This window comes from Paraburkholderia caffeinilytica (genome assembly GCF_003368325.1).
Lineage (GTDB): Bacteria > Pseudomonadota > Gammaproteobacteria > Burkholderiales > Burkholderiaceae > Paraburkholderia > Paraburkholderia caffeinilytica.
This window is the reverse complement of the sequence record NZ_CP031466.1, coordinates 2890701-2905135: the sequence shown is the minus strand read 5'-3', so window position 1 is coordinate 2905135 and position 14435 is coordinate 2890701. Positions and strand designations below refer to the sequence as shown.

Below are 14435 nucleotides of genomic sequence, written 5' to 3'. Positions count from 1 at the left end.
CGCGAACACGTGTCGAGCGTTGATCCTTCAGGCGACCCGTTCACTACAGAAATAAAACGACCAGTGCCGCAGGCTTATTCCGTGTCCGAGGACTATTTTCGTGTCGGTCGCTGCTGTCCGCTCGCAAGGGTGCGCACGGATTCCCGCGCCGATCGCCGCGGTGTCCTGCGGAAAGGTACGACGTGTCGCCATGATTCCGTTACTCGCGGATTGCGCGCACGCGCGTGCTTTCAGATGGCGCGCTAATGGATGAGCGGATAGACAGCAAGACCAAACAGGGCAGCCGCCACAACAATCACCGGCTCCTGCAGCTTCTTGAATCGCCAGAGCAACACGACCGTTACAAGAGCAAGCACGACAGTCGGCCAGTCCACGATGGAGCGCCGCGCGATGACAATGACTGAGCCTGTGATCGCGCCCACGGCAGCGGCCGTGATGCCGTCGACGAACGCCTTGACGGCGGGCAGCTTGCCGTATTTCTTGAAGTACGGCGCGGGCAGCACCGTGAACAGATAGCAGGGCAGGAAAGTGCCGAGCGCGGCAACGCAGGCCCCTGAAAATCCCGCGACGAGATATCCGATGAAACCGACCGTGATCACGACCGGACCCGGCGTGATCATCGCGACGGCCACCGCATCGACGAACTGTTTGTCGTTGAGCCAGTGATGTTCGGTCACGACGCCGCCGTAGAGAAACGGCACGATCGCGAGTCCCGAGCCGAACACGAACGCGCCGGCCTTGGCAAAGAAAAGGCCGACTTGGCCAAGCAGTGGCAAATCAAGACCACTCAGGAAGCCGCTCGCTGCCGGCGCCTGTGTCACGGCAAGCGCATGCAAGCCGCCCTTGCCGAGCCATTTCGGCGGAGCGCGCCAGAACCAGTTGAGTAGGCCACCCGCGATAAACAGCCACGCGATTTCGGATTGGGTGACCACCGTGACGACCGCGAGCGTCAGGAATATCGCCCACAGAAGTCTGTCTTGGCCGACGGTTTTCCTGGTCAGCTTGTACGCGCTCATCGCGATGATGCCGACCACCGCGGCACCCACGCCGTAGAAAACCGCCTGCATCCAGGAGAGGCCGCCATACTGGGCGTAAGCCCAGCCGAGCGCCACCACCATCAGGAACGAAGGCAGGACGAAAGCGATACCGGCCACCGTCGCCCCGACGACGCGGTAATGGACATAGCCGAGGTAAATGCCGAGTTGTGCGGCAAGAGGACCTGGCATCATTTGCGCCAGCGCCAACCCCTCCTTGTAGTCCTGCTCGTTGATCCAGCACCGGCGCTCAACGAGGTCGCGATGCATGTAGCCCACCAAGGCCACGGGGCCGCCGAAGCCGAATGTGCCGAGACGCAGCATGTAAAGCATCAACTGGCCGAGCGTATAGCCCGGTGCGGCCGCCGTCGTGGTGTTCATGACCGGCTCCCTGCATTGCTGTTTTTTGTGCTCGCCGCAAAGTGCGCGTAGATCGAATCCAGCACGCGCCCCATTTCATCGAGCAGTTGATCGTCGTCCAACGCGCGCTGCCGTGCGCCGGCCATCACCGCTTCGAAGCCGATCGCTTCCGGCACCGGAGCGCCGCCGACGTCAAGCGTGTGCACCATTTCACCGAGCCGAAGAAGCGCCGCGTCGTCGTCGAGGCCGAAGCTCACAACCAGCACCTCAAAGGTCACGCGCTCGCCGATATGCGTAAAGGCGGCGCCGTCGAAGTCGAAACCGAGTGCGTCCGGCGGGCAGGCCTCCGGCGAAACCAGCCAGAGGAAGCGTGCCTTCGGGTCGATGAAACGGCGGATCAGCCATGCGCTCGCAACGCGATCGACCCATAGCCGTTGCCGGGTTGCCCACGTGCGTGCCTGGTACTCGTCGCGCTGTAACGGCCGGATGGCGCGCTCGGCCGCATGCGGCTCACCCGGCGACAGGACCGTATCCGCGAGCGCCAGAAAGTCTTCCCAGGCGACTTCGGCGTCGGTCGATTCTGCTCCCGGGAAATAGTCGATCGTCCGGATCGCCTCATAGTCCTTGCGCACGCGACGTAACAGGCGGGTGACCTCGGCGGGCGACTGGCCTCTCAGTGTTTTCCGGGCAACGACTAGTGACGCGACAAAGGTCGCGTAATCGTCGTTCCGATCGAACAGCGCGCGGAAGTCCGCTTCCTGCGACGCGTCCAGACTTTGCGCCCGCAGCAGATGTGCGGTGCCGCCGGCCTCGTCAATGCTGCCTGCGAGTTCGCGCAGCATGTCTTCGCGCTCCGCAGTGTGCGGCAGCAGGTAGATGCCGTCACGCAGGACGGCGCACCCTTTCGCTTTCAGCGCCCGCCATGCCCGCATCCGCGCGGTAGCGTTCTCGGTGGGAAAGGTCAGGACCAGCACGGCCCAAGTGGTTAGGGTGATCATGTAAAGTAAACTACATCTGTGTAGCGTACTTTACAAATTATTTTCGCTTAAGCGTCGGCCGGCGCCGGATTGCGCGTAGTCGAATCGAAGCGCCGATGCTCAGAAGCGCTGCTGCAGGCGCAGGATGCCGGTGTTCGACATAAAGCCCGAGCCCGCCTGCAGCTCGTAGCGCGCCGAGATGCTCAGGTTGCTCGCCCGCACCAGCGTCACCCCCAGCGACACGCTCGCCAGATTCGACACCGGGGTCGCGCCCACCGTCGTGAACGCCGTCTCACCCGTCGCATCGGCCGCGAAGCTCGCGCCGGTTGTCTGCCGTGCCCGGTCGTACTCGTGGATCCACTGCACGCGCAGCTCCGGCACCAGTTCCCCATACGCGGTCCCGAATGCCTTGTCGAGCTTCGCACCCAGTGCGCTTCTCACCGAGTTCACGTGTGTGCCGCCCACGGTGAGCGCCGCGCCGTTGCCGCCGCTCTCCGTGTAGCCCGCCTGGTTCAGATGGCTGTACGTCAGGCTCGCCAGCGGCGTCAGCGTGGTGCCGGCCACCGCCAGCGGCCAGCCCGCTTCGGCGTGCGCCACGTACTGCTGGCCGCTGAAGTTGCCATAGGCCGCGCCGCTGTAGCCCGTCATGCTCACCACGCGCGTCGTGTCGTAGTGCTGCAGCGTCGCGGCACCCGAGAGGTTCACGTACCACGGCGAGCCCTCGTAGCTCGCGTAGCCGATCAGGCCATACGCGTTCACACCTGCGCTGTCGCCCGCGGTGGCGTCGATCGCGGTGTGCGAATACTGGAACGCGCCGCCCGCCTGCCAGTGCTCGCCGAACGCGCGGTCCGCACCGATCAGCAGCCCGCCGTAGTTCGCGCTGTAGCCGTCCACGCCGTCGCCTTCGCCCTGGCTCGCGTGGCCGCCGAACACCTGGCCCCAGGCGGTCCAGCGCGGCGCGCTGTCGCCGGTGGCCACGCCCGTGGCGCCGTCGGCACGGGCGAGGCGCAGCGCGTCCACGTGCGCGCCCACCACGCCGAGAGCTTCGAGTGTCGAGGCCGAGCCGGCATACTGAGTCTGGATCGGCGCGAGCTGCTTGCCGATCTGGTTGGCCGTGCTGGTGGAGCCGTCGGCCAGCGACGCCAGCGTCGCGTCGTACAGGTTCAGCAGGCCGGCATTGTCCACGCCGGTGTAGCCGAGCAGGCCGCCCAGCGCCTTCGCTGCATTGGGCTGCGTCGCGAGCGAGGCGAACGAGGTGGGCGACGAGGATGAGGTGGTCGAGGTGGACTGTGTGCCGGACGAACTGCTGGTGCCGGAGGTCGACGAGCTGGTGGTGCTGGATGCCGGGGGGATGATCGTGGCGTTGTCCACCGTCACCACGAGGTCCGTGTGACCGGTAGTGCTGACCGTGGTGCCGGTCAGCGTGGATGTATAGCCCGCAATCGAATACTTCAGCGAGCTCGCGTTATAGGTGCCGACGCCGGCCGCGTCCACCACCACGAAACGCTGGCCGGCCGCAAAGCCGTAGCCGCCCGTCGTGCTCTTGAGCTGCACCGACGAACCCGCCGCGATCGTCGCATCGCCCGACACCACGAGGCGTCCGTAGCCCGTATCGGTCAGGCTGCCGGCGGAGGTCGCGCCGTTGGCGACGCCGATCAGCAGCGTGGCCGCCTGGCCTTGCGAGTAGTTGCCGGCGATCGTCGTGAGGTTGTCAACTTCGAGCGTCGCGCCGATGTTGTTGACCGTGTTCGAGCCGACAATGATGGTGTCGTTCAGCAGCAGGTTGCCCGAGGCAAAGTTGAGATTCGCCGAGGTGCTGGTGATCGTGCCCACCGCGCCGTTATAGCCGGTCAGCGTGCCGAAGGTGGTGCCCGTGCCGCCGCTGATCGTCAGTGCATTGCTGGCGAAGTTCACGATATTGCCCGCGATCACACCCGAGTTGGTGATCGTGCCGATCGTGGCGCCCGACTCGTTGTAGATCGCGTAGTCGCGACCCGTGATCGTGCCGCTGTTCGTGAGCGTGCCGATGTTCGTGAGCGTGCCGATCATGCCGGAGTTGTAGAGGCCGATGGAGGTACCGTGGCCGATCGTGCCGCTGATCGTGCCGTTGTTGCTCAATGTCCCGATCGTGCCTTCGTTGAGTATGCCTATGCGGCTGCTGATCGTGCCGTTGTTCGTGAGCGTGCCGATTGTGCCCAGGTTCAAGAGGTTGAATGAACCACCGCTGATCGTGCCGTTGTTCGTGAGCGTGCCGATCGTGCCGAGGTTAAAGACGCTGTAGGTGCCGCTGCTGGCGCTGATGGTGCCGTTGTTGATCAGCGCGGCGATGGTCCCGCCGTAATTGCTCAAGGTGTCGTTGCCGCTGAGCGTGCCGTTATTGGTCAGCGTACCGAGCGACGCCCCGTTGTTGGTGACCACCGCACCACTCGATGATACGATCGCCGCCCCGCTCTCGACCGTGAAATTGCCGCTGGTCCACGTCTGCATGCTGGTCACGGTGCCGGAGATGACCGTCTGGGACTTGGCGGCGGGCGGTGTCATCGCGGCGAGCGCCGCCGTCACCGCGAGGCTGATCGCCGTCAGTCGCCTTGCCGCCGGCTGCGGTTGAGGTCCCGATTTGCGCATGGTCTTTTCCCCGATGATGTTCAGTTTTTATCGCTATCGGAGGCCATGCACGGGCCGATTGCGCGGCCGCTTTCCGGCCGCGCAATGCGCGTGGTGCAACTTCCCCCGTGTATCACTTTTTCATAGTTGGGCCGATTGTATTGGCGCAGGCCAAATTTCCCAAAATGTATCTGTAGCGCAAACGTGCTACATCGGGCTTGGCCCGGCCGCTCTTACAATGCCGACTATATGCACCCCATGAATTAGCGTCGCGAAGCAAAGATGACGGTCCGATCGCATACAATGCGTATACCGTGCATCTGTAGCGAGTGAGACGACGTGACAGCATCTTCCCTGACAACCCCGGAAAAACTGGGCGAACTGGCTTATCAGACCCTTCGGCGGATGATCCTCGACAAGGCATTGCGCAGCGGCGGCCCTGTCGTCGAAGGGCGACTGGCCGAGGAACTCAACATTTCCCGCACGCCCATGCGCGAAGCATTGCTGCGGCTCGAAGGCGAGGGGCTGTTGACGCGCGCCGGGGCCCGCTCATACTCGGTGCGCTTCGTCAGCGCTCAGGAATATTTGCAGGCCATGAAGGTGCGCGAGCTGCTCGAGGCGGAGGCAGTCGGCCTTGCCATCGGCAAGATCGACAAGAAGCAGATCCAGCAACTGATAAAGAAGATCAAGGCTTTGCGCAGTGGGCAGCAGGAGCAGGAACACTGGCAGATCGACGACCAGGTCCACACGATGATGGCGCATGCGAGCGGCAACGACGTGCTCGCGCGGATGATCGAAGTTGTGCGCACGAACAGCCGGCTGTTTGAACTCACAACGCCTTTCAATCGAATCGAGGAGGACCGCGCCGAGCACCTTGCGATCCTCGAAGCGTACGCTGCCGACGACGCAGATGCCGCACGCGCGGCCGTTCGCACGCACCTGCAGAACCTGCGCCGTTTCGTGCTTAATCGCCTGACTGGAGGCGGACTCTAAGCCGGATCCAGATTCGTCGCGCCGGGTCAGTCTCGCGGAACACCACACGGCCCGCTAGCAACCCGCGGCCCGACCGACTCCATCGGACTTCATCAGTGACGCAGGATCTTGCCGACGAATTCGCGCGTGCGGGTTTCCTGCGGGGCATCGAAGACTTGCTGCGGCGTACCGGTCTCGATCACATGGCCGCCAGCCATGAACACGACTTTCGACGATACCTCGCGCACGAAGCTCATCTCGTGCGACACGATGAACATGGTGATGCCCTCCAGCGCCAGGGCGCGAATCGTATCGAGCACCTCGGTGACGAGTTCTGGGTCGAGCGCCGCCGTGACTTCATCAAGAAAGAGCACATTCGGCTTCAACGCCAGCGCGCGGGCGATGGCAACACGTTGCTGCTGACCACCCGACAGCTCGTCCGGATACGCTTTCAGCCTGTGTTCCAGGCCCACGCGCGTGAGTAGCCGGATGGCATCTTCTTCCACCTGCTTGCGCGGCCACCCCTTGATCCGGGTAGGCGTGATCATCACGTTGTCCAGCACATTCATGTTCTGGAACAGGTTGTATTGTTGAAAGACGATCGCGATTTCCGAGCGCAACGACCGCACGGCCGCCTTGTCCGCATAGTTCACGGGATTGCCGTTCAGCCGCACGCTGCCGTGCTCCGGCGGCAACAGTCCCAAAAGAACGCGCAGCAACGTGCTCTTGCCCGATCCGGACGGTCCGATCAGACTGACGATTTCACCTTTCTCGACCGACAGGTTGATGCGTTCGAGAACCGTGTGCGGCCCGTACGACGCCTTCAGATCAACGATTTCGAGTTGCGGCAAGTTTCTTCTCCAGGCGCTTACCCAAGCGCGACAACGGGTACGACATCACAAAATAAAGCACCAGCACCGTTCCGTACACGAGCCACGAGGAAAAGCCCTTGTTGGCCAGCACCTTGCCGGCGGACGTCAGTTCCATCACGCCGATCTGCGAGGCGAGCGCCGTGTCCTTGATGAACATGACGAAGAACCCGAACGTGGGCGGCACGATCACGCGCCACGCTTGCGGCACGATGACGAAGCGCAGCGATTCGAAGTACGAGAAATTCAGCGTTTGCGCGGCTTCCCATTGGTTCTTATGGACCGATTCGAGTCCGCTTCGAATGATCTCGCCCAGGTAGGCGGAGGCGATCAGGCATACGCTCAGCGACGCGACGGCAAACGTCGGGAGATTCGCTTTCGACGTTTGGCTCGCGAAGAACACGAGCATCAGCGTGACCAGAAACGGGATACGGCGAAACAGGAAGCAATAGACGAAGGCGAGGGCGCGCAGAGGCGCCATCGTGCGGGAATGCGTGACGCGGACAATCGCGATGACGAAGCCCGCCAGAAAGCCCGTCAAGCAGCCGGCCACCGAGAGCACGAAGGTTGCAGCGAACCCTTCCACCAGCAACAGCAGGTTGTAGAAAGAAAACAGTTGTGCGATTTCGGCCTGTGAGGAAGCGAACATCAGAACACCTTGATTTTGGCGCGGCAGACATGGCGCCCGATCATCGCCAGCGCGAACGTCGCGATCAGTGTGACGGCGACATACAGAACGGCGGCCACGCTGAACGCCTCGACCGAAAGGTAGGTTTGCGAACTGAGGTTATACGTGCGCCCCGTCAGTTCCTCGACGCCGAAGACCGATGCCATCGAGGTGCCGAGCGTCATGACGATGAACTGGTTCGACAACGGTGGGAACATCACCTTCAGCACGTGCGGAAGAATCACGTGCCGCACGATCTGCGGCGTGGAGAAGCCGAGCACTTCGGCGGCTTCGATCTCCATCAACCGCACCGAATTGAAACCCGCGCGCTGGATCTCGCACAGATAAGCGCCCGCATTGAACGTCGCCCCGATCAACACCGCCGTGAACGGCGACAAGGTCACGCCGATCTCGGGCAGTGCGAAGAACAGGAAAAAGATCTGCACAAGTTGCGGCGTGTTGGTCGCGAATATCACATAGGCCATCACCGCCTTGCGCAGAAGCACCGGCCCATAGCGCAACACCGAGGCGCAGACGAGGCCGATGACCATGCCGAACCCAAACGCGAGCACGGCGATCTGCAGGCTGAGCCATGCGCCGGCAAGCAGATAAGGCCACTGTTGGATGATGGGCTCGAAATGTAGGGGCATCGAATAGTGGCTCCTGCCGGATGCGCAGCGCTCGTCCGTTACTGCGACGAGCGCTGCTGTCAGCTTCCCTTACTGCGCGGTTGCGACAGGCGTGGGTGAGGCGGTCGGGTCGTGCAGCATGGCGCTGCCGAACCACTTCTTCCAGCTTGCAGCGACATAGCCGGTCTTATGCAACGTGCCGATTTCCTTGTTCAGACGCTGCGTCAGTGCCATATTGCCCTTTTGCACGCCGATGCAGTCGTAGTCCACTTCGATCGGTGCGTCCACCACGCGCCATTTCGTCGGGTAGTTCTTCGTGTAGCTCAGCATGAAATCGAGCACGTCGATCAATGCGTCGGCACGGCCCTGGGCGATTGCGCGAACCGCATCCGGATAGTTGTCGAGAATCAGGAGTTGCGCCTTGGGCAGTTTGTCATGGATCAGCTGGATAGGTGTCGTGCCGCGTACCTGAACGAGACGCACCGCCGGATCGTTCAACTGGGTCCAGTCTGAATAAGACGTCGCCTGTGTCGTCAGGACACCTAGCACTTCGGTGTTGACCGGATCGGTGAAGTCGATCACCTTCAGGCGGTCGGCGTTACGCGTCATGCCGCCCATCACGGCGTCGATCTTGTCGGTCATCAGAAACGGCACGCGATCGTTCGAGCCAACCGGAACGATTTCGAGCTTCACGCCGAGCGAGTCGGCAATCTTCTTAGCAATACTGACGTCGAAACCGTCGATGTTGTTCTTTGCGTCGTAAATGCCGAGCGGCGGCAGATTCGGATTGATGCCGAACACGATCTTCTTCGACGCGATGATTTCGTCGAGCGTGCGGGCGCTGGTGTCGAACGAGCCGAGCAACGCGCAGGCGGCAACGCCCAAAGCGAGCATGCGGGTGAGGAGCATCGAGGATTTCATGCGGCAACTCCGTAATAGGTTCGGGGATGAATGCTGACCGTTCTGGCGCGTGGTTCGGGCACTTCCCGGACCCTCTTTATTTTGGCCATTTTGTGTATACGAAACGTATACGATAAGATAAAAACATCGACGAAATTAGTTGTCAAGGGAGCCATATCCCATGCTGGATGAGAAGACCATGCGCATCGAGCAGGCAGGCGGCGCGGCGACGGTGAGGTTTCTTTTCGACGGCCGGCCGGCGTGGGCGCGTCAAGGCGAAAGCGTGGCGGCTGCGCTGTTCGCCTCAGGCACGAAGACCTTGCGGACGAGTCCGCGCAACGGCGCGCCGCGCGGCATGTTCTGTTTGATGGGGTCTTGTCAGGAGTGTCTCGTCATTGTCGAGGGTTGCCGCGTGCTGGCATGCCGGACGACGGTCACGGAAGGAATGCATGTCGGCAAGGTACCGGAGATCGGCCTTGATATCTGACTTCGATGTCCTCGTGCTCGGCGCTGGGCCGGCCGGTGTGAACGCGGCGCTGGCCGCGTCGGCGGCAGGTCTCAAGGTCGCGCTGTTCGACGAGAACCCGGTGGCCGGCGGGCAGGTCTATCGCGCGCCGGTCAGCGCCGCTGTTCCGTCGAGCGCGGACCAGCAAGCGGGCGACGCTCTGCGGCGCGAACTCGCCGGAAGCAAAGTCTCCACCTACTTCGATCACGTGGTGTGGGCCGTCACCGGCGACTATCGCGTCGATGCCGTGGGTCCGGCCGGCCCCGTGCATTGCACCGGGCACGCGCTGATCGTTGCAGCAGGAACCACGGAACGTGTCGTACCCTTCGACGGGTGGACCACGCCCGGCGTCATCGGGCTGGCCGCCGCCACGATCCTCATCAAATCGCAAGGCATCCTGCCGGGCCGTTCGACGCTCGTCGCGGGGTGCGGGCCGTTGCTTGCGGCCGTTGCGGCGAAGACGCTGGACGGCGGCGGCAAGGTCGAAGCAATCGCGGATATCGCGAGCCGTCGCGATTGGGCCCGCGCGTTGCCCGCCATGGTGTCGCGCCCCGATCTGATGCGCGAGGGATTCCACTGGTGGCGCGAGATTCGCCGCGCCGGCGTGCCGATTCATTCGCGGCACACGATAGTCAAAGTCGAGCCGGCCGGCGATCGGCTGCGCGCGACGCTGGCGCCATGTGACGCGGCAGGCCGGCCCGTCCCGGGAGAGCGCCGCAGCGTGGTCGCCGACTGCATAGCAGTCGGTCATGGCCTGACCCCGTCAACCGAAATCACGCGTCTCCTGCGCGCGGAACACCGTTACTCGCGGCAGGCGGGCGGCTGGATCGCCATCGCTGACGAGAACTGCCGCACCTCGCGTCCCCGGCTCTATGTGGCGGGCGACGGCGCGGGCATCGTCGGCGCGGCGGCGGCGAGCCACCACGGCACGCTCGCAGGACTCGCCTGCGCCATCGAGCTTGGCGGCAGGGACATCCCCGGGCTCCAGTCACGCCTGTCGTCCGTGCGGCGGGCGTACCTCAAGGCGGCGCGCTTCGGTCGCGCGATGGCGCAATTGATGGCGCTGCGGGCTGGCCACGTCGACGGCATTGCGCAGCAAACCATCGTCTGCCGATGTGAGGACGTGACGCGCGCCGAGATCGACGCCGCGTGCGACGCCGGCGCGCGCGACGTGAACCAGCTCAAGGCCTGGACCCGCTGCGGCATGGGACCGTGCCAGGGCCGCACATGCGGGGACGTGACGGCGGAACTGCTTGCGGCACGCGCGTGCGGCGGCGCGCGCGAACGCGCAGGCTGCTTTTCCGCCCGCACGCCGTTGCGGCCCGTCACGGTTGAAGCGCTGACGGGCGAGTTCAGCTACGACGACATTCCGATCCCGAAGGCCGCGCCGCTATGAACCAGCCGACGACGACCGCATTCGATGCCGCCGTGCTTGGCGGCGGCGTGATGGGATGCACCACCGCTCTCTTTCTCGCGCGAGCCGGCATGCGCGTGGCGGTGATCGAACGCGATGCGCTGTGCCGTGGCGCGTCGGGCGTGAACGCCGGCACGCTGACGCTGCATATGACGCGCGCCGCGCTCGTTCCCTATGCGATCCGTGCGTGGACAATGTGGATGAACACCGACACGTGGCTAGGCCAAAGCGTGCTCTCCACGTCGGTGCCCGGCCTCTCGCTTGCCTTCACGGAATCCGAAAAAGCACTGCTGCAGCAACGCGCGGCGGCGAGGCGCGAATACGGCGCACAAATCGATCTGCTCGACCGGGATGCCGCGCTTGCCGTCGAGCCGGGCCTGAATCCCGCGATGCTGCAAGCCGCGTACTGTGCAACCGATGGCTTCGCCAGCGCCTATCTCACGGGTCGCGCTTTCCATGCGGCGTTACGCGAAGCAGGGGTACACGTTTTCGAGCAGACGCCGGTCACGCGCATCGAACGCGTCGCGGGGATGTATCGGGTGTACGGCCCGGACGACGCCATCCGTATCGACGCAACGCGTCTCGTGATGGCGGGCGGCGTGTGGCTGGAGCCGATGCTCGCCATGCTCGGCATCCACATTCCCGTCAAGACGCTCGTCAATCAGTTGATCGTCACCGAACGCATGCCGCCCGTGATGAAGTCGGTGCTGAGCATCGCGAACGGGCTGCTGTCGATGAAGCAGTTCGCCAACGGCAGTGTCCTGATCGGCGGCGGCTGGCAAGGCATCGGCGATCGTGAGCGGGGCGGCGTGGAAACGGTGCCGGGCAACCTGATCGGCAATCTCCGGCTCGCGCAGCATGTGATCCCCGCGCTCGCCAAGGCGCGCGTGGCGCGCATCTGGCTCGGCCTCGAATCCGAAACCGCCGACGCCATGCCGATGATCGGCGCGCTTCCCGGTTTGCCCGACGCGTGGGTGATCGGTTGCGTGCACTCCGGTTACACCAGCGGTCCCTACATGGGCAAGTTGCTTGCCCAGCGCATGCTCGGCGAAGAACCCGAGTTGCCCTTGTTCGATCCGGCGCGGCTCGTCGTTCATGACGATGCGCCCGCCCAACCTCATTGGGAAAAGACAGAATGATCCCCACGCATGCCGACCCATTCAACGGCGTCTACGCCGCTACGCTATGCCCCCTCGACGCGGATGGGCGTCTTATGGACGAGGCGGTGCTCGAACGGCATATCGAAGCGGTGGCGAGCGTCGACGGCATTGCCGGGCTTCTGGTGAACGGCCATGCCGGCGAGAACTTCACGCTCTCGGCGGCGGACAAGCGGCGCGTCGTGGAAATCGCGCATGCCGTGTGCGGCGATCGCTCGATCATCGTGGCCGGCGTGAATGCCGAAGACAGCTATGAGGCGCAGGCTCAAGCGAACGATGCAAGACAGGCCGGCGCCGATGCCATGCTGCTGTTTCCGCCGTTCTCCTGGGCGCTGTCGACCGATCTCGACACCGTTCTGACGCATCACCGGATCGCCAACGCCGAGGCCCGCTTGCCCATGATGCTTTACCAGGCCGGCGTCGCCACGGGCGGCATGGCCTACACGCCGCAGATGCTTGCCGCGCTCGTCGGCTTGCCCGAAGTCGTCGCCATCAAGGAAGGCAGTTGGGAGACTGCCGCCTACGAAGCGAACCGACGGCTCGTCAAATCGATCGCGCCGCACGTGGCCGTGATGGCTTCCGGCGACGAACACCTGTTCACCTGTTTTGCGATCGGCACCGAAGGTAGCCTCGTCAGCCTTGCGGCCGTCGTGCCGGAACTGGTCGTGGCGCTGTATCGCGCCGTCGAACAGGGCGATCTCGGCCGCGCGCAGCAGCTTCACGAGCGCGTCTATCCGCTTGCGAAGGTCATCTATGGAACCGCGCCCGGCTCCTATGCCAATGCGCGCCTGAAAGCCTGCCTGCACCTGCAGGGCCAGTTTCCGTATCCGACGATGCGGCCGCCGATCCCGCCGCTCTCACACGAAGAGATGGCGCGTCTCGAAGACGCGCTCGCCTTCGCAACCGACACTCAACGGAGTGATTCATGAGTTCGACCCCAACCCTCATCAAAGGCGGCCGCATCATTACGGCCGTTGACGACTACGTCGCCGACATCCTCGTGGAAGGCGAGCGCATTGTCAGCATCGGACTGAATCTCGACGGGGGACCGGATGCACGGGTGATCGACGCGGCAGGGTTGCTGGTGTTTCCCGGAGGCGTCGATTGCCATACGCATATGGAGAACACCTTCGGGCCGTCGGTGACGGCCGACAACTTTGCATCGGGCACGCGTTCGGCGGCCTTCGGCGGAACCACGACCATTATCGACTTCGCGTTGCAAACCGCCGGCACGAGCCCGCTCGATGCGATCTCGCGAGCGCAATCGAAGGCGGCATCGGCCGCGAGCATCGACTACGGCTTTCACGTGATCGTGACGCAGGTGGACGAGCGCGTGCTCGGCGACATGCAATACGCGATTCGTCACGAAGGTGTATCAAGTTTCAAGATGTTCATGGCCTATCCCGGCACGGTTATGTCGGACGACGCCGCCATTTTTCAGGCCATGCGGATGGTCGGTCAGCACGGCGGCATGATCGCGTTGCATGCCGAGAACGGCACGGTCATCGACCTGCTGATTCGCGAGGCGCTCGCGCAGGGCCATACCGCGCCGCGTTATCACGCGCTGACGCGGCCTGCGATCATGGAGGGCGAAGCGACGCATCGCGGCATCAAGCTCGCCGAACTCGCCGAAGCGCCGGTTTATTTCGTGCACCTTTCGGCGAAGGAGGCGTTGAAGCATGTGATCGAAGCGCGCGACCTGGGCATTCCGGTGTTTGCGGAGACCTGTCCGCACTATTTGTTCTTCGACGAATCAGCCTATGCCGACGACAGCTTCGAGCTCGCGCGTTACGTGATGAGTCCGCCGCTGCGCTCGAAAGAGGCGCAGAACGCGCTGTGGACCGCACTCAAGACCGACGATCTGCAACTGATATCGACCGATCACTGCCCGTATTGCATGAAGGAGGGGCATCGCGGCAATGTCAACCAGAAGCCGCTTGGGCGCGACGATTTTTCGAAGATCCCGAATGGCGTGCCTGGCGTCGAAACGCGCATGACGGTCGTCTATGACGGCGGTGTACGGAGCGGCCGCATAGCGCTCAATCGCTTCGTCGAGTTGATGTCGACTGCGCCGGCCAAGCTCTTCGGCCTGTTCCCGAAGAAAGGGACAATCGCGGTTGGCAGCGACGCCGATATCGTCCTGTTCGATCCGAACGAGTCGCATACGATCAGCGCGGACACGCAGCACGGCGATTGCGACTTCACGTTGTTCGAGGGCCGCGAGGTCACGGGCCGGGTGAGGAAAGTGCTGCTAAGGGGAGAAGTGCTGATCGACAACGGCGACTGGGTCGGACGGACCGGTCAGGGACAGTTTGTCGCGCGCGGCGAACTTGGCGCTCATTGGTAG

The 14435-nt window shown here is 63.6% G+C and carries 13 protein-coding genes; 6 read left to right on the top strand and 7 right to left on the bottom strand.

Going from position 1 to position 14435, the window contains the following annotated elements; translation table 11 throughout:
• Nucleotides 1-242: 242 nt before the first annotated feature.
• The 3 genes from DSC91_RS12880 to DSC91_RS12870 form a co-directional block, all read right to left on the bottom strand.
• Nucleotides 243-1415, bottom strand: a complete 1173-nt coding sequence (locus tag DSC91_RS12880) for a chromate transporter (RefSeq protein ID WP_115778695.1) — start codon at nt 1413-1415, stop codon at nt 243-245.
• Nucleotides 1412-2392 carry a chromate resistance protein ChrB domain-containing protein gene (locus tag DSC91_RS12875; protein WP_115778693.1) on the bottom strand — a complete coding sequence of 327 codons (981 nt, stop codon included), beginning with the start codon at nt 2390-2392 and terminating at the stop codon, nt 1412-1414. Before DSC91_RS12875 ends, DSC91_RS12880 begins: the two co-directional genes overlap by 4 nt.
• Nucleotides 2393-2491: 99 nt before the next feature.
• Nucleotides 2492-4996: an autotransporter outer membrane beta-barrel domain-containing protein gene (locus tag DSC91_RS12870; protein WP_115778691.1), complete on the bottom strand. Its 2505-nt coding sequence runs from the start codon at nt 4994-4996 to the stop codon at nt 2492-2494.
• A gap of 318 nt (nt 4997-5314) precedes the next feature.
• On the opposite strand from DSC91_RS12870, the gene DSC91_RS12865 reads away from it, so the two are divergent.
• Nucleotides 5315-5968 (top strand): GntR family transcriptional regulator, encoded by a 654-nt coding sequence (locus DSC91_RS12865; protein ID WP_229758201.1) that lies wholly within the window; start codon nt 5315-5317, stop codon nt 5966-5968.
• A 92-nt stretch (nt 5969-6060) separates the two neighbouring features.
• On the opposite strand, the gene DSC91_RS12860 is transcribed toward DSC91_RS12865, so the two are convergent.
• The 4 genes from DSC91_RS12860 to DSC91_RS12845 form a co-directional block, all read right to left on the bottom strand.
• Nucleotides 6061-6798, bottom strand: coding sequence for an amino acid ABC transporter ATP-binding protein (locus DSC91_RS12860; protein WP_115778679.1), 738 nt, complete (start codon nt 6796-6798; stop codon nt 6061-6063).
• Complete coding sequence (locus DSC91_RS12855) at nt 6776-7465, bottom strand: amino acid ABC transporter permease (RefSeq protein ID WP_115778677.1); 690 nt, start codon at nt 7463-7465, stop codon at nt 6776-6778. The genes DSC91_RS12860 and DSC91_RS12855 overlap by 23 nt, the downstream gene beginning before the upstream one ends.
• Complete coding sequence (locus DSC91_RS12850; RefSeq protein ID WP_115778675.1) at nt 7465-8133, bottom strand: amino acid ABC transporter permease; 669 nt, start codon at nt 8131-8133, stop codon at nt 7465-7467. The genes DSC91_RS12855 and DSC91_RS12850 overlap by 1 nt, the downstream gene beginning before the upstream one ends.
• Nucleotides 8134-8202: 69 nt before the next feature.
• Nucleotides 8203-9033: a transporter substrate-binding domain-containing protein gene (locus tag DSC91_RS12845; RefSeq protein WP_115778673.1), complete on the bottom strand. Its 831-nt coding sequence runs from the start codon at nt 9031-9033 to the stop codon at nt 8203-8205.
• 160 nt (nt 9034-9193) lie between these two features.
• Here DSC91_RS12845 and DSC91_RS12840 point away from each other — a divergent pair, with 160 nt between their 5' ends.
• From DSC91_RS12840 to hydA, 5 genes are read left to right on the top strand one after another with little or no spacing between them, the layout of a single operon-like run.
• Nucleotides 9194-9499: a (2Fe-2S)-binding protein gene (locus DSC91_RS12840; protein ID WP_229758200.1), complete on the top strand. Its 306-nt coding sequence runs from the start codon at nt 9194-9196 to the stop codon at nt 9497-9499.
• The gene (locus DSC91_RS12835) at nt 9489-10913 is read left to right on the top strand and encodes an NAD(P)/FAD-dependent oxidoreductase (protein ID WP_229758199.1); all 1425 of its coding nucleotides are present in this window, start codon (nt 9489-9491) and stop codon (nt 10911-10913) included. Before DSC91_RS12840 ends, DSC91_RS12835 begins: the two co-directional genes overlap by 11 nt.
• Nucleotides 10910-12070, top strand: coding sequence for an NAD(P)/FAD-dependent oxidoreductase (locus DSC91_RS12830; protein WP_115778670.1), 1161 nt, complete (start codon nt 10910-10912; stop codon nt 12068-12070). Before DSC91_RS12835 ends, DSC91_RS12830 begins: the two co-directional genes overlap by 4 nt.
• Entirely contained in the window at nt 12067-13017 is a 951-nt protein-coding gene (locus tag DSC91_RS12825; RefSeq protein WP_115778668.1) for a dihydrodipicolinate synthase family protein, read from the top strand. The genes DSC91_RS12830 and DSC91_RS12825 overlap by 4 nt, the downstream gene beginning before the upstream one ends.
• Nucleotides 13014-14435, top strand: a complete 1422-nt coding sequence (gene hydA / locus DSC91_RS12820) for a dihydropyrimidinase (protein ID WP_115778666.1) — start codon at nt 13014-13016, stop codon at nt 14433-14435. Before DSC91_RS12825 ends, hydA begins: the two co-directional genes overlap by 4 nt.

What these genes read in the sequence shown, in the direction of transcription:
- DSC91_RS12840 (WP_229758200.1), top strand. Translation starts at nt 9,194, where the DNA reads ATGCTGGATGAGAAGACCATGCGCATCGAGCAGGCAGGCGGCGCGGCG.
- DSC91_RS12850 (WP_115778675.1), bottom strand. Translation starts at nt 8,133, where the DNA reads ATGCCCCTACATTTCGAGCCCATCATCCAACAGTGGCCTTATCTGCTT.
- DSC91_RS12875 (WP_115778693.1), bottom strand. Translation starts at nt 2,392, where the DNA reads ATGATCACCCTAACCACTTGGGCCGTGCTGGTCCTGACCTTTCCCACC.
- DSC91_RS12870 (WP_115778691.1), bottom strand. Translation starts at nt 4,996, where the DNA reads ATGCGCAAATCGGGACCTCAACCGCAGCCGGCGGCAAGGCGACTGACG.
- DSC91_RS12880 (WP_115778695.1), bottom strand. Translation starts at nt 1,415, where the DNA reads ATGAACACCACGACGGCGGCCGCACCGGGCTATACGCTCGGCCAGTTG.
- hydA (WP_115778666.1), top strand. Translation starts at nt 13,014, where the DNA reads ATGAGTTCGACCCCAACCCTCATCAAAGGCGGCCGCATCATTACGGCC.
- DSC91_RS12845 (WP_115778673.1), bottom strand. Translation starts at nt 9,033, where the DNA reads ATGAAATCCTCGATGCTCCTCACCCGCATGCTCGCTTTGGGCGTTGCC.
- DSC91_RS12825 (WP_115778668.1), top strand. Translation starts at nt 12,067, where the DNA reads ATGATCCCCACGCATGCCGACCCATTCAACGGCGTCTACGCCGCTACG.
- DSC91_RS12855 (WP_115778677.1), bottom strand. Translation starts at nt 7,465, where the DNA reads ATGTTCGCTTCCTCACAGGCCGAAATCGCACAACTGTTTTCTTTCTAC.
- DSC91_RS12830 (WP_115778670.1), top strand. Translation starts at nt 10,910, where the DNA reads ATGAACCAGCCGACGACGACCGCATTCGATGCCGCCGTGCTTGGCGGC.